Origin of the sequence: Streptomyces sp. DSM 15324 (assembly GCF_001514285.1) — a bacterium.
Taxonomy (GTDB): domain Bacteria; phylum Actinomycetota; class Actinomycetes; order Streptomycetales; family Streptomycetaceae; genus Streptomyces.
Window position 1 is genome coordinate 44,457 of sequence record NZ_KQ949040.1, and the last position, 23,267, is coordinate 67,723.

13 protein-coding genes and 1 pseudogene are annotated in these 23,267 nt (G+C 69.1%); 11 read left to right on the forward strand and 3 right to left on the reverse strand.

Annotated features, from left to right (window positions below; all coding sequences use genetic code 11):
- The 9 genes and pseudogenes from AQJ58_RS37920 to AQJ58_RS37960 all read left to right on the forward strand — a co-directional run.
- On the forward strand, nt 1-524 hold a 524-nt coding region (locus AQJ58_RS37920; RefSeq protein WP_159056391.1), incomplete at its 5' end, for a carbohydrate ABC transporter permease.
- Nucleotides 521-1,366, forward strand: coding sequence for a carbohydrate ABC transporter permease (locus tag AQJ58_RS37925; protein ID WP_067258898.1), 846 nt, complete (start codon nt 521-523; stop codon nt 1,364-1,366). The genes AQJ58_RS37920 and AQJ58_RS37925, both read left to right, overlap by 4 nt.
- 63 nt (nt 1,367-1,429) lie before the next feature.
- Nucleotides 1,430-3,166, forward strand: coding sequence for an amylo-alpha-1,6-glucosidase (locus AQJ58_RS37930; RefSeq protein WP_067258899.1), 1,737 nt, complete (start codon nt 1,430-1,432; stop codon nt 3,164-3,166).
- A 70-nt stretch (nt 3,167-3,236) separates the two neighbouring features.
- A complete protein-coding gene (locus AQJ58_RS37935; RefSeq protein WP_079079476.1) occupies nt 3,237-5,084 on the forward strand; it encodes an RICIN domain-containing protein in 1,848 nt (615 codons plus the stop codon).
- A gap of 315 nt (nt 5,085-5,399) precedes the next feature.
- Nucleotides 5,400-8,504: an RICIN domain-containing protein gene (locus tag AQJ58_RS37940; protein WP_324613859.1), complete on the forward strand. Its 3,105-nt coding sequence runs from the start codon at nt 5,400-5,402 to the stop codon at nt 8,502-8,504.
- Nucleotides 8,505-8,628: 124 nt separating this feature from the next.
- Nucleotides 8,629-9,015 (forward strand): annotated as a pseudogene (locus tag AQJ58_RS37945) (sigma factor-like helix-turn-helix DNA-binding protein); the annotation flags it as partial.
- Nucleotides 9,012-9,839, forward strand: a complete 828-nt coding sequence (locus AQJ58_RS37950; RefSeq protein ID WP_067258903.1) for a hypothetical protein — start codon at nt 9,012-9,014, stop codon at nt 9,837-9,839. The pseudogene AQJ58_RS37945 and the gene AQJ58_RS37950, both read left to right, overlap by 4 nt.
- Nucleotides 9,840-10,113: 274 nt before the next feature.
- Nucleotides 10,114-12,804 (forward strand): RICIN domain-containing protein, encoded by a 2,691-nt coding sequence (locus AQJ58_RS37955; RefSeq protein WP_067258905.1) that lies wholly within the window; start codon nt 10,114-10,116, stop codon nt 12,802-12,804.
- 225 nt (nt 12,805-13,029) lie between these two features.
- Complete coding sequence (locus AQJ58_RS37960; RefSeq protein ID WP_234360435.1) at nt 13,030-15,504, forward strand: non-reducing end alpha-L-arabinofuranosidase family hydrolase; 2,475 nt, start codon at nt 13,030-13,032, stop codon at nt 15,502-15,504.
- Between the two features lie 397 nt (nt 15,505-15,901).
- Here AQJ58_RS37960 and AQJ58_RS37965 read toward each other — a convergent pair whose 3' ends face one another.
- Both AQJ58_RS37965 and AQJ58_RS37970 read right to left on the reverse strand, forming a co-directional pair.
- Nucleotides 15,902-18,550, reverse strand: a complete 2,649-nt coding sequence (locus tag AQJ58_RS37965; protein ID WP_067258909.1) for an RICIN domain-containing protein — start codon at nt 18,548-18,550, stop codon at nt 15,902-15,904.
- 199 nt (nt 18,551-18,749) lie between these two features.
- Entirely contained in the window at nt 18,750-20,438 is a 1,689-nt protein-coding gene (locus tag AQJ58_RS37970; protein ID WP_234360436.1) for an RICIN domain-containing protein, read from the reverse strand.
- Between the two features lie 343 nt (nt 20,439-20,781).
- Between AQJ58_RS37970 and AQJ58_RS37975 the strand changes: the two genes are divergently transcribed.
- Entirely contained in the window at nt 20,782-21,324 is a 543-nt protein-coding gene (locus AQJ58_RS37975) for a GNAT family N-acetyltransferase (protein WP_067258911.1), read from the forward strand.
- Between the two features lie 154 nt (nt 21,325-21,478).
- Here AQJ58_RS37975 and AQJ58_RS37980 read toward each other — a convergent pair whose 3' ends face one another.
- A complete protein-coding gene (locus tag AQJ58_RS37980) occupies nt 21,479-22,180 on the reverse strand; it encodes an SDR family oxidoreductase (RefSeq protein WP_067258913.1) in 702 nt (233 codons plus the stop codon).
- Between the two features lie 147 nt (nt 22,181-22,327).
- Here AQJ58_RS37980 and AQJ58_RS37985 point away from each other — a divergent pair, with 147 nt between their 5' ends.
- The gene (locus AQJ58_RS37985) at nt 22,328-22,897 is read left to right on the forward strand and encodes a TetR/AcrR family transcriptional regulator (RefSeq protein ID WP_067258915.1); all 570 of its coding nucleotides are present in this window, start codon (nt 22,328-22,330) and stop codon (nt 22,895-22,897) included.
- Nucleotides 22,898-23,267 lie beyond the last annotated feature (370 nt).

The window sequence follows — 23,267 nt, forward strand, 5'->3', positions numbered from 1 at the left end:
CCTCCACCTGGTCGTGGATGCTCAACAGCGACTCCGGCATCGTCAACGCCGCCCTGCACGCCCTCGGCATCGGCCCGGTGAACTGGCTGACCTCACCCTCCTGGTCCCTGACCTCGGTGATCATCGCCAACATCTGGATCGGCGTCCCCTTCAACCTCGTCGTCCTCCACAGCGGACTCCAGTCCATCCCCGCCAGCCTGTACGAGGCCGCCGCCCTCGACGGCGCGAACGCCTGGCAGCGCTTCTGGCGCATCACCTTCCCGCTGCTGCGCCCGGTGTCCGCGATCACCCTGCTGCTCGGGCTGATCTACACCCTCAAGGTCTTCGACATCATCTGGATCATGACCAAGGGCGGCCCGGCCGACTCCTCCACCACCTTCGCGACCTGGTCCTACCAGCTCGGCTTCGGCAACCTCCTCCCCGCGTTCGGCCCCGGCGCGGCCGTCGGCAACCTGCTCGTCGTCGCCGCCCTGGTCTTCGGCCTGATCTACCTGAAGGTCCAGCGAAAGCAGGCGCTGTCATGACAGCAATCGCCATCGGCACCCCGCAGCGCCGCACCCGCACGGGGGTCAAGACGACCGTCGGCGTCCTCCTGACCGCGGTCATGCTCTTCCCGGTCTACTGGATGCTCAACGTGTCCTTCACCCGCGACCAGGACATGCGCAAGAGCCCGCCGAGCCTGTTCCCCGCCCACGGCACCCTGGAGGGCTACCGCGCCGTCCTCGACCAGCAGGTGCCCTACCTCGGCACCAGCCTCGTCATCGGCCTGGGCACCGTCGTGCTGACCGTGGCCCTGGCCGCGCCCGCCGGCTACGCGCTGGCGAAACTCCGCCCGCGCGGCGGCGGCGCACTGAGCTTCCTCCTCCTGGCCGCCCAGATGGTCCCCGGCATCATCATGGCGATGGGCTTCTACGCCATCTACCTCCAGCTCGGCCTGCTCCAGTCCGTCCCCGGCCTGATCGTCGCCGACTCCACCCTCGCCGTCCCCTTCGCGGTCCTGATCTTCACCGCGTTCATGGCCGGCATCCCGGGCGAGCTGATCCAGGCCGCGCAGATGGACGGAGCAAGGGCCCTGCGCACCTTCTGGTCGATCGTCCTGCCGATGAGCCGGAACTCGGTCGTCACGGTGTCGCTGTTCGCGTTCCTGTGGTCCTGGTCCGACTTCGTCTTCGCCGGCACCCTCGCCAACGGCGGCGCCCACGAGCCGATCACCCTCGGCATCTACCACTACATCGGCAACAACAACCAGCAGTGGAACGCCATCATGGCCACCGCCGTCGTGGCCTCGCTGCCCGCCACGGTGATCCTGGTCCTCGCCCAGCGCTACGTCGCCGCAGGCGTGACCGCCGGTGCCGTCAAGGACTGACCACTCCCCGTCACCGGACGGCAGACCGCCGACCTCCGCTGCCCAAGAAACGAGTCACGCCCCATGACCGCCGCCCGATCCGGCCCGTACTTCTCCGTCCATGACATCCCGTTCAGCACGCACGGCTCCTGGTTCGGTTTCTCTCCCGTACTGGCGGAGAGGACACGGGCCGAAGACCTGCACCTCGTCTCGCACCAGAACGGCATGCACGCCGTCCTGCGTCTCGTCCCCCAGGACGCGGCGACGGGCGAGCGGGCCGAGACGCGTATCGAGGCGGCCCCGGGCCTGCTCAGCTGGATCGGCGAGCGCGGCCGTGTGGCACTCGCCTACGAGACGCCGGACACCGTACGCGTGCACGGCGAGCGGCTGGGCCTGCGTGTCACCGCGGCGGCGAAGGACCTGACCCCCTTCAGCGGGACCTACTTCTACCGCGACCCCGTGGACAACGCCCACATCTTCACCTCCTACGAGACCGGCCGCCGCTACCGGATCACCGTGCTGTCCGGCACGGTCACCGAGGTGTCCGGTGCCCAGGCCCTGGGCACCGGTGACCGTGGTCTCACGGTCACCGCCGGGCCCGACGGATCGTGGGAGGTCGCCGTCGAGGAACTCGACAGTGCGCGACGGCCCTACCGCCCGTCGGCGGCGTTCGGCGAGATCATGGAGGCCGCGCGACGGCCGTTCGCCGAGTTCGTGGACGCCGTCGCCCCCTGGCGCTCGTCCGACACCCCGGCCGCCGAACTCGCCGCCTACGTCGTCTGGTCGGCGACCGTCCGCCCGGCCGGCCTGGTCACCCGCCCCGCCGTGCTGATGTCCAAGCACTGGATGGACAAGGTCTGGAGCTGGGACCACTGCTTCAACGCGCTCGCCCTGGCGCCGGGACACCCGCAGCTGGCCTGGGACCAGTTCTCCCTGCCCTTCGACCACCAGGACGAGACCGGTTCGCTGCCCGACTCGGTGACCCACTCCGAGGTCCTGTACAACTTCGTCAAACCGCCCATCCACGGCTGGACCTTGTCCCACCTGCGCAGACGGCTGCCCACACCCCTCAGCCGGAAGGATCTCGTCGAGGTCTACGGCAGGTTGGCACGGTGGACGGACTTCTGGCTCACCGCGCGGCGTGCACCCGGCGTCGCCCTGCCCCACTACCAGCACGGCAACGACAGTGGCTGGGACAACGCCACCACCTTCGACCCCGAGCGCGTGGTCGTCACCGCCGACCTGGCCGCCTTCCTCGTCCTCCAGCTACGTGAACTGGCCGTTCTGGCAGACGAGTTGGACCAGCCGGACGACGCGCGACGGTGGACCCGTACCGCCGAGGACACCCAGGCCGCGATGCTCGACGAGCTGTGGACGGGTGAGCGGTTCATGGCACGCGGCGCGGACAGCGCCGCGACCTGGGCAAGCTCCAGCCTGCTGGACCTGATGCCGATGGCACTGGGCGAGCACCTCCCCGAGCACGTCGGCAAGGCCCTGGCCGCCCGGATCGAGGCCCACCTGACCCCCTACGGACTGGCCACCGAGCTGCCCACGTCACCGCACTACCTGTCCGACGGTTACTGGCGCGGTCCGATCTGGGCGCCCGCCACCGTCCTCATCGAGGACGGCCTGCGCCGAGCCGGCCACCACCGACTGGCCGACGACATCAGTGCCCGCTTCCGCGCCCTGTGCGAAACCCACGGCTTCGCCGAGAACTTCGACGCCCTCACCGGCACCGGCCTGCGCGACCGCGCCTACACCTGGACCGCCAGCAGCTACCTCCTCCTCGCCGAAGCTCACGCCCATAGACACAGCCGCTGACCGGCCGTCTCCCCACAGCCCCGGAACCGTTCGGTCCCGTACCCCTCCCCGCTCACGCAGGAGCCGCACCATGAAATCGCCCTGGACACTGGCCAGACCCGCAACCCGCACCCGCCGCCGAGCGGTCTCGACCGTCGCCGTCCTCGCGGCCGCCATGGCCACCACTCTGATACCCGCCCTCCCGTCGCAGGCCGCCGACACCAGCGTCACCGTGGACTTCGCCACCACCGCAGGCGCTCCCACCTACCGGGCCTCCGGCACCCTGTACGGGATCACGCCCGACGGCTCGCTGCCCCAGGACCACTTCTACAAGGACATCAAGTGGCACTTGGAGCGGGCCGGCGGCGCCCAGCTCAACAACGGCGGCTACGCCACCAGCCTCGCCGCCTACCAGACCCGCTGGAACGCGACGCTGGCCCAGTACAAGCGCACCACCGCCCTCGGCGGCACCTTCGTCATCCTGCCCCACGACCTGTGGGGAGCAGACGGCACGACCACTCAGGGCTGGCCCGGCGACAACGGCGACTGGACGCAGTTCGACGCCTTCGTCACCCAGCTCATCAGCGACGTCCAGGCCAACAACATGACCGTCGAATGGGACCTGTGGAACGAACCCGACGGTCTCAACTTCTGGGGCCGGCCGCAGTCCCAGTACCTGCAGATGTGGTCGCGTTTCTACGCCCGTGTGCGGTCGGCCTTCCCCAACCAGCTGATCGTGGGCCCCAGCATCTCCAAGACGCCGAGATCGTCCAACGCCTGGTGGACCACCTACCTGGCCTACGTCAAGGCGAACAACGTCGCTCCCGACATCTACAGCTGGCACGACCTGTCCGGCGACCCGGTCGCCGACGGCGTCGCCGCCGACTCCACCCTCGCCGCCGCGGGCCTGACCAACACCCGCCCGTACCAGGTCAACGAGTACGGTCTCCCCGGCGAACAGAACCCGGGCGGCGGCAGCTGGTACATATCCCGTCTGGAGCGCGCGGGCATGGACGGGCTGCGCGCCAACTGGGCCGGCGGCACGGGTCTGCACGACAACGAGGCCGCCCTTCTCACCAAGAACAGCGCCGGCCAGTACCTGCCGCGCGGCGAGTGGTTCGCGTACCGCTACTACGGCTCACAGACCGGCAGCGTCGTCAAGGTCACCCCTGGTACCAGCACCGACGGCTTCGCCACGAAGGACAACACCGCCAAGAACGCCAAGATCCTGCTCGGCAGCAACGGCAACACCGGCACTGTCACCGTCAACCTCACCGGCCTGGGCACCACGTCGGTCGTGGAAAACGGACGGGTCCGCGCCGTCGTCCAGCGCAACCCCTACGACAACGGCAACGCCGTCAGCGGACCCACCACCGTCTCCGACACCACGCTGACGGTCAGCGGCGACGCCGCCTCCCTCACCGTCCCGTGGACGAACGCCAAGGACGCCTACACCGTCACCCTGCTCCCCCCGTCGAACACCACCATCTCCACGATCGCCATCAGCGCGAACAGCCACCAGTGCCTTGACGACACCAACCTGTCCCGAGCCAACGGCACGCAGTACCAGCAGTACTACTGCGAGGGCGGCTACCAGCAGATGTTCGACTTCAAGCCGGTCGCCGGCCTGACGAACACCTACACCGTCGTCAACGAGCTGAGCGGCAAGTGCCTGGACGTGGCAGGCGCGTCCACGGCTGACGGTGCCGCCGTCCAGCAGTGGACCTGCAACGGCAGCACCAGCCAGCAGTACACCCTCAACGCCCTCGCCACAGGCAGCCATGACTACCAGTTGGTCGCCGTCCACAGCGGCAAGTGCGTCGACGTGTCCGGCGTCTCCACCACGGCACGCGCCCTGATCCACCAGTGGACCTGCGACCCGGCGAGCGCCCTCGCCGGGAAGAAGAACCAGATCTGGACCCTCCTCGGCAAGAGCTGAGGACGACGGCGAGCCCCCTGACGAGAGCGCACAGCCATGGTCAGGGGCACCGAGGCGGTGAGCGGAGCGGACAGGGACACCAGCGGACGCGACCACCGCCGTCACCGCGCGGACGCCCAAGCCGACGCCACCGTCGCCTGAACCTCGGGCGACGGCCCACCCACACGTCCGGCACGGGGGCCGGCAGCACAGCGACAACAACCCCATCCGAAGGGACGTAAGCACATGCCAGCAAACGGGCAAAGACGCTCGGTCGCGAGACGCCTTCTCCGCGGCGTCGCGACGGCGCTGCTTCCGCTGACCCTCGTCGCCGGCGTGACCGCCGCGACGGCGACACCGGCCTCCGCCGCCAACCCCACCCTCACCGTCGACCTCGGCAACTCCACCGGGGCCTTCCGCGGCGGGGCCTCCGGGGCGCTGTACGGCCTGTACGGACCGGACGTGCCGACGAACAACCTCATCGAGGGGATGGGGCTGAAGACCACCAACACCAAGTACCAGGACGGTCAGCAGCACCCGGGCTCGGACGCCCTGGAGATCGCCAAGCCGTTCGTCGACAGCGGCGGCGGCGATGAGTTCATCTACATGACGGATGTGTACCGCGCCAACTACGAGCGCACGAGCTACGCGGCCTACCAGGACACCATGAGGACGCAGGTCGAGCAGGCGATGGCCAGCCCGTACGCGAGCCACATCGTCTTCATCCCCTACAACGAGCCCGACCTGAACTGGTTCAAGGGCATGGGCAGCAACGCGACGGCGCTGGCCAACTTCAACGCCGAGTGGCTCCAGACCTACAACTTCATCAAGGGCATCTGGCCCCAGGCGCGGCTGGCGGGGCCGAACTCCGCCGGCTACACCGACTCGTCCTTCCGCGGCTTCCTCACGTTCTGCAAGGCCAACAACTGCCTGCCCGACGTGGTGACCTGGCACACCCTCGGCAGTCCGGCGGGCGTCCGCAGCACCGTCGACGCCTACCGCGCGGTGGAGACAGCCGCGGGGATCACCTCCCCGATCCCCGTCAACCTCAACGAGTACGCCCACCGATTCCACCTGACCGACCCCGGCCAGATGGTCCAGTGGATCGCGGGCATCGAGGACGAGAAGGTCGACGGCAACCTGCCGTACTGGAACATCAACGGCAACCTCGGCGACTCCGCGGCCGCACAGAACACGCCCAACGCCCAGTGGTGGCTGTACAACTGGTACAGCTCCATGAAGGGCGGCAACACCGTCAAGGTCACCAGCAGCGGGGCCAACGCCGCGTACACCCTGCAGGGCCTGGCGAGTCTGGACACGGCCAAGAAGCAGGCCCGCGTCATCCTCGCCGGGGGCGGCACCAGCGGTGCCTCCGACACGGTCATCAAGAACATCGCCCCCGCGGTCTTCGGCAGCACCGTCCACGTCAGCGTGTTCCAGGACCGCTGGAGCGGCTACATCGGCGCGGCGGCCACCCCGACCCGGCTCTCCGACGCCGACGTCGCCGTGGGCTCCGACGGCTCGATCACCGTCCCGATCAGCCTCGACGCGATGTCCGCGTACCAGGTGATCGTCTCCCCTGGCGGCACGGGCAGCACCACCGCCTCGGACAGCACCTGGACGGGCACGTACGAGGCCGAGAACGCCACGCTCAGCGGCACCGGCTACGGCATCAACACCGAGGGCACCACCGGCAGCGTCTCCAAGTTCGCCACCTCCGGCACCAAGGACGTCGGGGGCCTGCGCACCGGCTCGACCACGGTGATCTCCTTCAACGTCTCCGTCCCCACCACCGGCGACTACAACCTGTCGGTGTTCGGCAACAGCTACGCCAAGGACTCCGACGTCAAGGGCCCGACGAACATCTACGCGCGGGTCGACGGCGGCGCCTCCACCAGGATCGACATCCCGGTGGGCTTCCAGTGGGTGGTGTGGGGACACGACGACGCCACCGTGCACCTCACCGCAGGCAGCCACACGATCACCCTGGCCACCACGGGCGACAACGGCGCGACGACCGTCGGCGACGCCATCATCGACAAGATCGACCTCCAGTACAAGGACGCCTCCGTCCAGGGCACCACGCTCTACGAGGCCGAGCAGGCGAACCTCTCCGACAGCGGCACCGCCACCTACACCTCCCAGGGCCAGTCCGGCGCCGGCGCGGTCAACCTCACCTCCGGCAAGTCCGCCACCTTCTGGGTCTACTCCGCCCGGGACGGATACGCCGACCTGACCGCCCGCTTCCGCAACACCGGCCAGGCCGACCTGGCCGTCAACGGCAGGACCGTCAACGACCAGACACTCGCCGGTGCGACGACCGACGCCTGGTCCACCTCCACCAACCGGGTCTACCTGAGCGGCGGCATCAACAAGGTCAAGGTGACCGGCACCGGCGGCACCCTCGCCCTGGACGACCTGACCGTCACCCCGTTCAGCGCCAACGACCCCGTCACCACCGGCAACGTCGTCACCTACCAGGCCGAGAACGGCACCCTCACCGGCACCGCGGCCGTGGACAACACCTACAGCCAGGCCAACGGCGGCGTCGTCAAGGGCATCGGCGACGGAACCGCCAACTCCCTCACCCTCGACGTCAACGCGCCCGCGGCCGGCACCTACGCCATGACCATGCGCTTCGCCAACAACGAGGAACTGCCCTCCAACCACTACAACCCCGACCTCTACGCCGAGCACGCCGACGTCAGCGTCAACGGCGGCACCGCCACCCGCGTCAACTTCGCCAGCACCCTGCACTGGAACCAGTTCCAGAACTACACCGTCCCCGTCACCCTCACCAAGGGCGCCAACACCGTCAAGTTCACCGCCTCACAGCTGTACAACTGGGACGGCACCACCATCGGCGTCGTCTACTCCGGCGGCGGCACCGACATCGGACAGCCCATGCGGTCCAGCTCCGCGCCCCACCTCGACCAGGTCTCCTTCGCACCCGCGACCCTGCACATCGGCGCCGCGGCCGGCTTCTCCTCAACGGCCGTGGCCCAGCACAGCGGGCTCTGCCTGGAGAACCCCGGTCAGTCCACGGCCAACGGCACCCAGTACCGGCAGAACACCTGCGGGAGCGGACAGGAGCAGGTCTTCGACTTCCACCCCGTCGCCGGCACCAGCGACACCTACACCGTCGTCAACCACTCCAGCGGCAAGTGCCTGGACATCAGCCAGATCTCCACTGCCAACGGCGCCGCCGTCCAGCAGTGGACCTGCCTCAACGGCCCCAACCAGCGCTTCACGCTCCGTCCGGTGACCGCGCTCGGCAACAGCCACGACTACCAGCTCGTCGCCGTACACAGCGGCAAGTGCGTCGACGTCAGCACCATCTCCACCGCACCCGGCGCCCTCGTCCATCAGTGGACATGCGACACCGGCACCACCCTGACCACCAAGAAGAACCAGATCTGGCGCCTCGCCGGCAAGGACTGACGAGGAGCACCACTCCTCCGCAGGACCCGAGAGGGCCACGACATCCGGTCGTGGCCCTCTCGGCGCGTCTTCCGCGAGGTGTGCACGCGCAACCGACCGGGCACGAGCGCCGCTCGTATCGCAGCGGTGGGACCGGTTGCGGCAGGCCGACCACCCGCTCGCCTACGCCCGCGGTGTGGTGGCCAACCTGGCGCGGGGACGGATCCGCAGCGCGGTGCGGGAGCGACGCCGGATCACGCTGTTCTGGTCCCGCAGCCCCGAGAAGGCGGAGGGGCCGGACATGGCGGCCGTGCCGGACGTCCGCGCGGCGCTCGCCCGGCTGCCCTTCCGCAAGCGTGCCTGTGTGGTGCTGCGGCACGCCCTCGACCTGCCGGAGAAGGACACGGCGGCGGCGCTGGGCGTATCGGTCGGTACGGTGAAGAGCCAGACCTCGAAGGGAATGGCCGAGCTGGAAGGGATCCTGGGCGCACGCGCGGTCGGGGACCTGGTGGCAGGGAGGAGGAACCGGTGAACGAGGAGATCGCCCGTCGGCTGCGCGAGGCCGCCGAGGGCCACCGGCCCGACCGTGCGAGGATGCTGGCCCGGGTGCAACGCGGCATGGCCGGCCCCGCCGTCCGTCATCGCGCGCGGCCGTTCGCGAGGTCGTGGGTCAGGGTCGCGCTCGCCGGGTTCGCCGCCACCGGCATCCTGGCGACCGGCGGCCTCGCCGTCGCCGCCATCGTCGCCACCTCGTCGCCGCCGCCCCTGCCCACCGTGACCACGCCTGCCGGCAGCCCGTCCCCGAGCGTCAGCTCCCCGCACCCGACGACAGCCCGCCCCACCCCTGTCGCGCCGGCCCCGGCCACCACCCCGGGCGGCGTGCGCCCGACTCCGTCGGCCACCGGTCCCTCGCCGGTCACCAGTCCGTCGCCGACCGCCGACGAGAGCCGGAACGGGGCGCTGTCGTCGGCCGGCTCGGTGGACCCGCGGAGCACCGTCTACTGGACGCAGAGCGACCTCGCCCTCAAGACGACGCAGCCGCTCACCTCGCTCACGGTCGAGATACGGATCGTGCAGACCGGCGGGGTGAAGAACACCGGCACCTGGCAGACCCTGCCGAGCGGTGACTTCACCGTCACCGTCCAGGAGGCCGGCGGCATCCTGGTCTACCGCTGGGTCCTCAAGCCGGGCCTGACCGTGCCGGCCGGGAGCCATGAGTTCGCCGCCCAGTTCAACAACGGCACCGGCGACCGCAGTGCCGCGGGCGACGGCTACCGCGTCGACGCGCAGGGTTCGGGCGGCTCCTCGTCGGTCCGGGGCGGGTTCGTCCCCTCCTCATCCTCAAGTGATCAGTAACAGAACCCGACTACGGTAGAGCCAAAATGAGTACTACTCATTCTGAGCACCCATTGGTTTGCGCGGGACGCTGCCGGTCACCGAAGTAGCGCTTCTAGCTGGGATAACTCCCGCACTAAGGGGACCATGCGGACGCCATGCCTGCCCCCACACATGTCCCCGGTGTTACGAAGGGGGAAAAATAAGTAGGTTCATCGTCTTGACGAGAGCACTCCATCCCATCGATAAATGCCACTCATAAGCAGCGGGGGCTTGGAGGAGGGACACACCACAGATGAGACCCCTACGCATCGGCGCGGGGACGGTCAAGGCACTCGCGGCGGCAACCGTCGTCTTCGCGGCCGTACTGCCCGCTCAGCCCGCCTACGCGGCCACGACGAACTTCTACGTGGACCCCGTCAACGGCAGTGACAGCAACTCGGGAACCAGCACCGCCGCAGCCTTCAAGACCGTCCAGGCCGCCCAGGCCGCGGTCCGGGCCGTCAACGCGAACATGTCCGACGACATCGTCGTGAACCTGCGCGGAGGCACCTACCCCCTCACCGCCCCGATCACCTTCGGTACCAGTGACTCGGGCACCAACGGCCACACCGTGATCTACCAGGCGTACAACGGTGAGACGCCCGTGATCAGCGGCGGCAAGGCCGTCACCGGCTGGACCGCGGCCTCCAACGGCGAGTACAAGGCGTCCGTGGGCAGCCTCGACTTCCGGCAGCTGTACGTCAACGGGGTCCGCGCCACCCGGGCCCGCTTCCCCGACGTCGGCACGGACTTCCAGCTGCAGGGCAGCGACAAGCCCAACAAGCTGCTGAAGGTGCTCAGCTCACAGGTCTCCAACTGGGACCAGCTCAGCAAGGTCGAGATGATGCTGGAGACGCAGTGGGGCGAAAGCTACCTGCGACTGAAGTCGATCAGCTCCGCGGGCGGCATCGCCAACGTGACCATCCAGGACCACGAGGCGGGCATCCTGTTCCAGCGCCCCTGGCCCCAGCTCTCCAACAACTCCCCCCTGCACTTCGAGAACGCCCACGAGTTCCTCAACGAACCGGGCGAGTTCTACGTCGACACGGCCGCGCAGACCGTCTACTACAAGCCCCGCCCCGGCGAGAACATGTCCACGGTCAGCGTGCAGGCGCCGACGCTGCCCACGCTCTTCGACATCAAGGGCACGAACCTCGGCAGCCCCGCCCACGACCTGCGCTTCTCCGGGATCACCTTCGCCCAGACCACCTGGATGGAACCGACGAACAACGGCTACCTCAACGGCCAGGGCGGCAACTACAACATCTCGGCCGACAACTCCAACAACCAGTACGTGGGTCGTCCGCCGGCCGGGGTCCAGGCCGCGAACGCCGACCGGGTCTCCTTCACCGGCAACACCTTCACGCAGATGGGCGCCACCGCCCTGGACCTGTCCCACGGCGTGCACGACAGCTCCGTGACCGGCAACATCGTCTACGACATCGCCGGCAACGGGATCATGGTGGGCAAGTTCTCCGATCCCACGGTGGAGATGCACACCGTCTACAACCCGCCCACGTCACCGGCCGGTGAGGACGCCCGGGAGGTGGTCAAGAACGTCACCGTCAAGGACAACCTGATCACCCGGATCGGTGAGGACTACCTGGGAACCGCCGGCATCGACGCGGGCTTCGTCAACAGCACCACCATCGACCACAACGACATCTCCGACACCCCGTGGGCCGCGATCTCGCTCGGCTGGGGCTGGCAGTCGGCGGCCAACGCCGAAGGCAACAACAGCGTCAGCTACAACCGGCTCGGTAACGTGATGAACCGGCTCTGCGACGCCGCCGCCATCTACCACCTCTCCAACGACCCGGGCACCGTCATCAACGGCAACTACGTCCACGACGTGGTGAGAACGCCGGCCGCCTGCGGCTCGGCCGTGGCGGGCCTCTACACCGACGAGGGGTCGAACAACATGACCCTCTCGAACAACGTGCTGTCGCACACCGACGGATTCATCAACCAGAACGCCAACGGCTCCAACGTCACGCTCACCAACAACACCACATCCGGCGACACGGTCATCAAGGCCTCCGGCCTCGAGTCCGCCTACCAGGGGCTGGCGGCGAAGCTCAACCTCGCCTACAACAAGCCGGCGTCCGCGTCGTCGGTCTACGCTTCCTACACACCGGCCTCCAACGCCGACGACAACAACGGCACGACGGGCTGGTCGCCGACCGGGAGCGACACCTCGGCCTGGTGGCAGGTCGACCTCGGACAGGCCTACCAGCTCGGACAGTTCTCGCTGACGACGCGCCAGGACCTGGACCAGTCCGAGACCCGCGGCAATTTCGAGGTCCGGGCATCCAACGACCCGTCCTTCGCCACGTACACCGTCGTGGGACGCCAGACGAGCACCCTGCCGCTCGCCGGCACCCTCACCGGCGACATCGACGTCCGCCAGACGTTCCGCTACGTGCGGGTCGCCAAGACCGACGGCGCCTACTTCTACATCACGGACTTCAGTGTGCAGCAGGCGGGCGGGGCGCTCGAGGACTCCACGGGTACACCGAACACCAACCCGTCGACCTACTACACGATCAAGAACGTCAACAGCGGTCAGGTGATGGACGACTACGGCTGGTCCACGGCCGAGGGCGCGAGCGTCGTCCAGTGGACCAGCACCGGTAACGTCAACCAGCAGTGGAGCATCATCCCGGTCAGCGGACAGCTCTACAAGATCGTGAACAGGTTCAGCGGCAAGGTCCTCGACTTCGGCTGGCCCAGCCACTGGAGGGGCAACACACTGCAGCAGATCACCTACAACGGCAGCAACAACCAGCTGTGGTACTTCGAGCCGACCAGCGGCGGCTACCTCATCCGCAACTTCGAGAGCAAGCAGATCCTCGAGGTGAGCGGCGGGTCGACGACGGCCGGAGCCGCCGTCGATCAGTCGATGCCCGTGAACGAGTCCTTCCAGGCCTGGACGATCCAGTGACCAGCCGACCCGATACAGGGCGGTAAGCGGTGGGGCCGGATGCCCATGGCCTTCCGGCCCCACCGTTCCACTCACCGGCCATGCCGAAGCCGCCCCGTCGTCGTAGGGGCGGCTTCGGCATGGCGACGACCGTGGAAATCCTTCCCTCGATCGCGCAACCTTTGTGCGCGTGGCGGCAACTGGCAGGTACTGGGGCCGGATCAAGGCCCGCTGTGCCAGAAGGACATGCCGTTGTCAGATCAGAACCGCTCTCATCGCCGCCGTCCGGCAACCCGCCGCGTGCTCGCCGCCGGCGTGGTTCTCGCCGCCGCGGGTGCTGCCGTACCACTGGTCGCCCTGGCCGCACTCACGCCGGAGGCCGGCACGCCGACCACGGCCGCCGAGGCTGCGGCCGGCAGCGGCCGTTACTTCGGCACGGCCGTGGCCGCGGGCAGGATGGGCGACTCCACGTACTCCGCCATTCTCGACCGGGAATTCAAGATGATCACCCCGGAGAACGAGATGAAGTGGGACGCCATCGAACCCTCCCGGGGGTCGTTCACCTTCGCCGCCGCCGACTCGATCGTCAGCCACGCCTCCGCGCACGGCCAGCGCATGCGCGGCCACACCCTGGTGTGGCACTCCCAACTGCCCAACTGGGTCAAGTCCATCACCGACGCCGACACCCTGCGCGCGGTGATGAAGAACCACATCACCCAGGAGATGACCCACTACAAGGGCAAGATCTACGCCTGGGACGTGGTCAACGAGGCCTTCGCCGACGGCGGCAGCGGCCGGCACCGCAGCTCCGTGTTCCAGGACGTCCTGGGCAACGGCTTCATCGAGGAGGCCTTCCGCACCGCCCGGAACGCCGACCCCTCCGCCAAGCTCTGCTACAACGACTACAACATCGAGAACTGGTCCGACGCCAAGACCCAGGGCGTCTACCGCATGGTCAAGGACTTCAAGGCACGCGGCGTGCCCATCGACTGCGTCGGTTTCCAGAGCCACTTCGGAAGCAGCGGCCCGCCGGCCAGCTTCCAGACCACCCTGTCCAACTTCGCCGCGCTCGGCGTCGACGTCCAGCTCACCGAGCTCGACATCGCCCAGGCGTCCGCCACCTCGTACACCAAAGCCGTCGAGGCGTGCATGAACGTCGCTCGCTGCACGGGCATCACGGTGTGGGGCATCCGCGACAGCGACTCCTGGCGCACCGGTGAGAACCCCCTGCTGTTCGACGCGGGCGGCAACAAGAAGCCCGCCTACAGCGCCGTGCTCACCGCCCTGGGCAGCACCGGGAGCAGCGGCGGCGGCAGCGGCAGCGGTGGCGGCGGCACGACGGACGGGGGCATCACCTCCGGCACCGTCTACACGCTCTCCAACGCGGCCGCCGGGCGCGTTCTCGACGAGCCCGCGGGATACAACGGCAACGGCACCCCGCTCCAGGTGTGGGACGCCAGCGGCGCCTCCAACCAGCAGTGGCGGGCCGGCCGGAACAGCGACGGCTCCTACACGCTGACCAACGTCGCCAGCGGCCGGGTCCTGGACGAGCCGGCCAACCAGACGTCCAACGGGACGAGGATGACGGTCTGGGACGCCAACGGCGGCGCCCACCAGCACTGGAAGGCCCGCCGGAACGGCGACGGCTCCTACACGCTCACCAACGTCGCCAGCGGCAGGGCGCTGGAGCTCCCCGGCGGCAGGACCGCCAACGGCACTCCCGTCCAGATCTGGGACACCAACGGCGGCGGCGCCAACCAGCGCTGGAACTTCAAACCGACCGCGGCGCCGAAGAGCGACACGTGTGCCCTTTCGTCGACGTACCGGTGGACCTCGACGGACGCGCTGGCGCAGCCGGCGAACGGGTGGTCCTCGCTGAAGGACTTCACCACCGTGACGTACAACGGCAAGCACCTGGTCTACGGGACGAACTACTCGGGATCGGGCTACGGCTCCATGGCGTTCAGCCCGTTCACGAACTGGCCGGACATGGCGTCGGCCCGGCAGACCGGCATGAGCCAGAAGGCGGTGGCGCCCACCCTGTTCTACTTCGCGCCCAAGAAGATCTGGGTGCTGGCGTACCAGTGGGGTCCGTGGCCCTTCAGCTACCGCACATCCAGCGACCCCACCGACCCGGGCGGCTGGTCCGCGCCGCAGCCGCTGTTCACCGGCAGCATCCCCCGCACCGACTCTGCCACCGGCCCGATCGACCAGACCCTGATCGCCGACGACAAGGACATCCACCTGTTCTTCGCCGGTGACAACGGCAAGATCTACCGGGCGAGCATGCCGATCGGGAACTTCCCGGGCAGCTTCGGCTCGTCGTACACGACGGTCATGAGCGACACGGTGAAGAACCTCTTCGAGGCGCCGCAGGTCTACACGGTCAAGGGCCGGCACCAGTACCTCATGATCGTCGAGGCTCGGGGGGCGAGTGAGCGGCGCTACTTCCGCTCGTTCACCGCCACCAGCCTGAACGGTCCCTGGACCCCGCAGGCCGCCACCGAGAGCAACCCCTTCGCGGGCGCGGCCAACAGCGGCGCCACCTGGACCAACGACATCAGCCACGGCGACCTGGTCCGCGACAACCCCGACCAGACCATGACCGTCGACCCCTGCAACCTGCAGTTCCTCTACCAGGGCAAGTCCCCCAGCACACCGCCGAACACCTCCTACGACAACCTGCCGTACCGCCCCGGCGTCCTCACCCTGAAGCGCTGACCCGCCTGATCGACACTCACCACCTCGAGGAACCCCAGCCGTGCGTCGGCTGGGGTTCCTCTCTTTTGCATCTCGCCTTTGCATCTCGCCGCAGGGACGGGAGTGACCGTTCCCCCGGATGAGGTGCGCCGCCGCCCTGGGGCGAGGGGGCGTTGCCGTCGACTCATGCGGTGTGTCCGTCGTGGCCCTCAAGAGTGAGGTGGGGCCACGGGCCGCCGGGGCCGCCCCGTTTCCGGGGCCGCCGCACTGCCCCGGAAACGGCAAAGATCCCGACCGATCTTCATGATCGGTCGGGATCTCGCCGTACCACGGGAAGCACCCAGTCCCCGTGAGGTTCCTCAGCGCTGTGCAGGGGCCGCAGGTCGCGGAGTCCACGGCCCCTGCACGGGCGTCGGGGTCAGGACGGGTCGCCGTACTGGAGGCCGCGTCCGTTGGTGCCGATGTAGACGCGGCCGTAGGTGTCGGGGTCGCCGGTGATGATGCCGAAGCTGCCGATGGCGCCCCATTGGTGGGCGTCGTCGTTGATACGGACCCAGGTGGCGCCCTTGTCGGTGGAGCGGAAGACTCCGGTGACGTTGTCGACGGTGCCGAGCAGGTAGAGGGCCTGGTAGTCGGTGCCGGTCTTGGCCTTGCCGAAGCCGAGGGCGGAGGCGGACTTCACCGATCCGAGGGTGGTGAAGGTGCGGCCGCCGTCGGTGGAGTGGAGCAGGCCCCGGTCGCCGCCGGAGAGCCACAGGTCACCCGCGACACCGGGGACGGCTCTGAGCTTCCCGCTCGGCAGGTTGGAGGTGCGGGCACCGAAGTTCGCACCGCCGTCGGTGCTGGCGTAGAGCGTGCCGTTGCTCAGCGAGTAGAAGGTGTTGGCCGCGGACCGGTCGGCGACGATCATGGCGTCGGTGCCGAGGCCGTTGACCTTCGACCAGCTCGCGCCCCGGTCGGTGGAGCGGTACGGGGCCTGGCCGGCCTCGGCCCAGACGAAGCTGGAGCCGTCCGCCGCGATCGCGATGTGGCCGCTGTCCGCACTGGGCACCGGCTCGCCCTTGAAGCCGCTCCAGGTGTGGCCGCCGTCGGTGGAGAGGGCGCCGTCCTCCTTGCCGTTCCGGCCGACCCGGACCACCAGCGAGGGGTTGGACTGGGCGAAGTCGACGGAGGTGCTGGCGTACATCTCCGGGTTGACCAGCCGGCTGGTGGGTTGCTTCGTCACGTCGTCGTACACGAAGCCGCCCTGGTCGCCCACCGAGGTGATGAGGGCGGCGGCGCCGGGCGGGGAGACCGCGTCGTAGTACGCCGTCTCCTCAAGCCCGCGGGCTCCGATGAACCAGTGGCTGGTGCCGCCGTTGTCGGTCGCGTTGGCGTCCTTGCTGGCCCAGATGTTGTTGCCGGTGCCGTACATCACGTGCCCGGAGTCGAACGGGTCGATGCTCAGCGCGGTCATCCAGTGCCCGATCCCGGTGCCGAGGTACGGGGCGATGGAGGCGTCCCGCACGGACCTGTCGGCCTGGGTCTTCCAGGTCGCACCGCCGTCGGTGCTGCGGTAGACCTCGTCCTGCGGCCACCAGCGGTCCAGCGTGGTGACCATCACCGTGGACGGCTTCTGCGGGTCGACGGCCAGACCGGCGAACCCGTAGTTGCCCTGCGACGGCGAGATGTTCTTCCACGCCCCGCCGGTGTACTTCCACACCGAACCGCCCGACACGCTGTTCGGGCCGGGGTGGTCGGTGTACGTCACGTACAGCGAACCGTCACCGGAGAGCACACCGTGCTGCGGCATCTGGCCGGTGGGCTGCCCGGAGACCGCCTGCCAGGAGTTGCCGCCGTCGGTGGACCGGTACAGGTTGGTGGACTTGTCGGCGACGCCGACGTAGACCGTGTTGCTGCCGGCCGGGCCGTACGTCACGAAGGAGATGCCGGTGCCGAAGCTCGCGCCGTCCTTGACCGGGAACGAGGAGACCTGGTTCCAGGTCTTACCGGCGTCGGTGCTGCGCCACAGGCCGTTCTTGCGGGTGCCCAGCAGCAGGTTGTCGTGGTTCGCGGGGTCGATCACCAGGCGCTCGCCCGCCCCGCGGCCGTCCTCGTTGCCGCCCAGCTTGACCGGCAGGTCGGTGTGCTGGAAGGTGCGGCCGCGGTCGGTGGAGCGCAGGATCGTCCCGTTGCCCGCCCACTCGTTGGTGTAGGTGCCGGCGGCGAGGTAGAGCCGGTTCGGGTCCACCGGGTCGGTGGCCAGCGACTCGATGCCCAGCAGGTTCCAGTCCTTCTCGCCGACCCAGTCGGTCAGCGGTATCCACTGCTCGGCGCCGGTGTCCCAACGGTACGCGCCACCCATGTCGGTGCGCGCGTACAGCAGGCCCTTCTCCTTCTGGTTGAAGACCAGGCCGGTGACGTAACCGCCGGCCGTCACCGGGGCGTTCTTCCACACATACGGCCCGGCCGCGGCCGTGGTCTGTGCCTCGCCGGACCCGGACGCCTGGGTCTCGGTCGACTTCACGAGCTTCCACTGCTGGTTGGTGCTGCCCAGGCTCGGATACTGGATGACGGCCGCGCCCTGGGCCGTGGAGCCCCCGGAGACGTCCAGGACCTGGCCGCTCTTGCGGGAGGTGAAGGTGACCGCGCCGGAACCGCCCACATCGTCGATCCGCCACTCCTGAGAGGTGGACGAGCTGTCGGTCTGCTGCTCGGCGGCGGCTGCCTTGGCGGTCGAACCGCCCGCTATGCCCAGCACTTTGCCGCTGTTGCGGTTCACCAGCTCGTAGTAGCCGTCCCCGGTGGACTTCAGCTTCCACTGCTGGTTGGCGGTGTTCTGGTCGGTCCACTGCTGGATACGCGTGCCGTCGGCGGTGGAGAAGCCGTTGACGTCCAGCACCTTGCCGCTGCGCACCGATACCAGCCGGTAGTAGGCACTGCCGTCGACCGTAGCGGCCTGCGAGTCCTCCTGCACGTAGAGCAGGTACGGCACGAGGACGGCGGGCACGCCGAGTATCAGACCGGTAGCGGTCCAGCGGCGGCGATGACGCCCGCGGCGGCGCCCGCCGTTCGTGGGGTTGTCCATGGGGGAGGCTCTCCTTGCACGCTGTTCATCAGAGGGAGTCCGGGTTCCGGCCACCGGAACCGACCGGATTCGCTTCCTTGTGGTCACCGGCCCCGCAAAGGGTTGCCTCGAGCCGGAAGATCTTTTTCAGGCCACCTCGTGCCCGAACACGACGAACGCGCCCCCACCGAAGAGATGGGGGCGCGTTCGTGTCCGGCGTCTACTTGAGCGCTGTACCGCCCGAGTTGTAGTAGGCGATCGTCTTGCGGATCAGGTTTCCGCCGTCGGACTCGGGCGTGGTCTGCTCCGACCACCCCGCACCGAACAGCAGGCCGGCGATATGGGCGTTCGCCACCTGGTCCATGTGTCCGAAGAACCAGTCCACCTTGTCGTCCTTGAAGTGGCCGGGAGTGTTGTTCCCCGCCATGTTGCCCACGGGGATCTGCCACAGGACGACCGGCTTGCCCACGGACTCGGCCATCGTCTTCCAGAACTTCAGCGAGGCGGCGGCCTTCTGGTCGTTCCAGAAGTGGTCACTGCCGCCGTGGGCAGGCTGTGCGTACCAGCCCGCGTCGCGGTCCGACACATCGGTGGCCAGGAAGTCGGCGTTCGATGCCCCGAGGTCCGCGTAGTCCTTGACGCACTTCTGGAGGTTGCTCTCCCAGTCGAAGCAGGAGAGGTGCAGTCCCACGGCGGTGTTCGGCGCGTACTTGTGCGCCATCGAGATCAGGCAGCGGGAGAGTCCGGCGGCGCTGTTCTCCTGCGATCCGCAGTCCGTCGGGTTGGCGCCCGTGACCTGCGCGGGCACCTGGTGCAGATTGCCGAGCGACCGGGCGAAGCCCCAGAAGTCGGGCTCGAGGTCGACCAAGTCGTGCGACGTGCCGATCTTCTGGAGGAAGAAACGGTAGTCGTTGAGGTACCGGGTGAGCAGGTCGAGCCGGTTGATGGCCTTGACCTCGCCCGGGCCGTCGCCCTCGCCTGCCGCGTCCCCGAGGTCGCGCAGCGAGTACCAGGTCCACAGGTACTTCTGCGGGCGCGACTTGCCCTGGTAGGTCGCCTTGGCCGCCACGCTGTCCTGCCAGGTCACCTGGTTTCCGGGCGCCGTGGTGTTGCCGCCCCAGCAGCCCCACCAGCCCGACCACTCATCCTTGCAACGCGATGCCGTATAGGCGGCCGACGAGGGCGCGGGCTGGCTGTGGATATAGGCGTATCGCACGTCGAACGGCGCGGCGTTCGCCGAGGCCTCAGACATCGAGCCGCCGATGAGCACCCTGTTGCTGCCCATGAAACTCTTCGTCGAGCTGCCGTTGGCGGGCGTGGGAGACGACGGCGAGGGAGACGACGGCGTGGGAGACGACGGAGACGACGGGCGCGTGCCGACGCTCCCGGCCGGGACGAGTTTCCACTGCTGATGGGCGGCGCCCCGGTCGCGGTCCTGGACGACACCGCCCCCGTTGGTCTTGGCGGCGTTGCGGACCCCGACGGCCATGCCGCTGAAGCGGTTGATCAAACGCACGTTGCCGTTCGGCGACTTGGCCAGTTTGAACTGCTGGTTGGCGGCGTTGAGGTCTTTCCACTGCACGATGTCGGAGCCGGCGGTCTTCGACCAGCCGAAGTCGTCCAGCACCTTGCCGGAGTTCCGGTTCTGCAGCCGGTAGTACCCGTCACCCGCGTCGACGAACCGCCACTGCTGGTTGGCCCGGCCGGTGCGCGTCCACTGTGCCACCGCCGCGCCGTCGTTCTTGGCGAAGGCGCTGTCGTCCAGCACCTTGCCGCTGTTGCGGTTGACCAGGACGTACCACTTCTTCAGATCAAGCGAGGTGTCCGCCGATGCCTGGTTGACCACGACGGCGGAGCCGGCCACGACCACCGTGACGAGGCCCGCCCAGAAACCGCGACGCGCCAGCAACCGACGGCCGCGATGCTTGGGGCGTCGACCGCGGGCGTCGCCACCGGCACGGCGGCCGCCGGCGTGGGACGCCTCGTCTGACGCTGATGGCCTGGGCACATGCCTGTGCTCTCGCTCATCGGACACGTCTGTGCTCTCTTTCAGCCGTTGCTCTGACCAGGCCACCTGCCCGGACACCCCTGAGTGGTCCGAGAGGCCGAAAAGGTTGCCGCGAAGAGCCCAGATTTTTTTTCCGCCTCGACCGCGTCCCGTCCGCGGGGGAGCGCGGCACGGCGAACGCCGGTGGTGGCGCCTGCCCGCGGTTATCCTGCCTCGTCCTGAACAGGCCAGGGAGGCTCCCACCATGAGCAGCACCATGCCGTCCTTTCCCGAGCGGATCGAGCTCGCGGGGGAGGGTCTCGTCCTCCGCGACTGGACGGAGGCGGACGTGGCCGCGATGCCGGAACTGTTCGACCACCCCGACATCGCGTACTGGACACCGATGGCCTCCCCCTTCGACGCAGCCGCCGCCCGGGTACGGCTGGACCGGGACCGGCGACTGCGGGCGGACGGCACGACGATCCTGCTCGCCGTCACCGTCGACGGCGGCGCACCGCTCGGCGAGGTGATGCTGCGGCGTGCCTCCGAGGGCATGGAGCTCGGCTACGCGATCGGCCCGGCGCACCGCGGCCGGGGGCTGGCCGCACGGGCGGTGCGGGTGATGACCTCCTACGCCTTCGAGGAGTTGGACGCGAGGCAGGTGATCCTGGAGCTGGAGGCCGAGAACGCCGCCAGCGTCGCGGTGGCCACCAAGGCGGGCTTCAGACGGCTCGACGTGCCGCTGATCACAGGTGAGGAAAAGGGGCGACCCTACGCCCTGCAGACGTGGGGCCTGAACCGGCCCTGACCGCGGCAGCAGCAGCCGACTCGGCCCGAAGCCGTCGGACGAGCTCCTCTGTTGGCCGCAAGCTCGACGACCCCGTGCTGCTCGCGCGCGGCGACGGCACGGCGCGACCGTCAACTGGCCGACGCCTTCGTCACGTCGTCACTTCGTCACTTCGTCACTTCGTCAACTGGGGGTACAGGCCTGCCAGGTCGCCGGCCAGGCCCGCCTTGACGTGCCGTGAGATGTCGTCGGCGAGGACCTCGTGGGCGTCGGCCTCGATGCCGTCGAGGGCGAGTGCGGCCACCTCGCGCGGGTCGGACTTGTGGGCGTCGACGCCGGCGGTGAGGTCGGTGTCGACGTAGCCGACGTGCAGGCCGGTCACGGCGATGCCGCGCGGCTGGAGCTCCAGGCGCAGGGAGTTGGTCTGCGACCACAGGGCGGCCTTGGAGGCGCTGTAGGAGCCGCCGAGGGCCAGCCAGGAGAGCACGGAGTGCACGTTCAGGAGGTGGCCGCCGCCGTTGCGTTCGATGACCGGTACGAAGGCCCGGGTGACCAGGAGCGGGCCGTAGAAGTTGGTCTCGAACTCCCGGCGGACGTCGTCGACCGGGGAGTCGAGGAAGGACGCGCCGACCGAGGCACCGGCGTTGTTGATCAGCACGGTGACGTCCCCCGCCTGTGCGGCGGCCGCCGCCACGGCGGCCGGGTCGGTGACCTCCAGCGCCACCGGGACGGCGTCCGGGTGCGTGACGCCGCGCGGGTCGCGGGCGGTGGCGTAGACCTTGCCGGCGCCGCGTGCGTACAGCTCCTCCACCAGTGCCTTGCCGATGCCTCGGCTGCCGCCGGTGACGAAGACGTTCGCGCCCTTCAGAGCGGTCATGGCTGACTCCAGGTGACGTGGGAAACCGATCTGTTTCCATCACCGTAAACCGATCTGTTTCCAAGCGCAAGCAGGGTCGGGGCGGGGGGTGCCACCGCCGTAAACCGATCGGTTTCTGGCGAGTGGGAATCGAGCTAACCTCGCCGTATGACCACCGAAGCGAAGTCAAGCTCCCGAGAGCGGCTGCTGGAGGCAGCGGCCACGCTCACCTACCGAGACGGGGTCGGTATCGGCGTCGACGCGCTGTGCAAGGCGGCGGGAGTCTCGAAGCGCTCCATGTACCAGCTGTTCGAGAGCAAGGGCGAACTGCTGGCGGCTAGCCTGGAGGAACGTGCCGCCGCCTATGTGAGGACGCTGCTTCCCGCGAGAGACGACGACCGCCCACCCCGCGAGCGGATCCTGCACGTCTTCGCGCGGATGGAGTCACAGGCGGGCGAGCCCGACTTCCAGGGCTGCCGCTACCTCGTCGTACAGATCGAGCTCAAGGACCCGGGTCACCCCGCGAGCCGGGTGGCGCACCGGGTCAAGGAGGACCTGGCGGCGTTCTTCCGCACCGAGGCGGAACGGGGCGGGGCGAGCGACCCGGGCCTGCTGGCCCGGCAACTGATGCTGATCTTCGACGGCGCCAGCGCCCGGGCAGGCATCAAGGCCGACACGACGACCGGGCTCATCGCTCCCACGGTGACCGTCCTGCTCGACGCGGCGGACATGCGCTGACGCGCACTGCTGACGCGCCGGTCGGGGTGCGGGGCGGGCCTCGGGGGTGAGGGCCGCAGCCGACGGAGGCCAACGCGGGGTCAGACCGGTGCGGCGCCGGGGGTCCGTGGGGCGGCCGGGCCGGGACTCGCGGCGCGACGGGGCCGACGGGGCCGGGATGGGCCGGTGGGCCCGGATGGGCCGGCGGCCGGTGGGCCGGACGCGGATGGTCAGCCGGTGGCGGGTAGGCCAGTGGACCGGACGCGGGTGGTCGGCCCGGATGGGCCGGTGGGCCCGGATGGGCCGGGGGGCCAGGAGGGGCCGGTGGGCCCGGATGGGCCGGGGGGCCAGGAGGGGCCGGTGGGCCCGGATGGGCCGGTGGGCCAGGAGG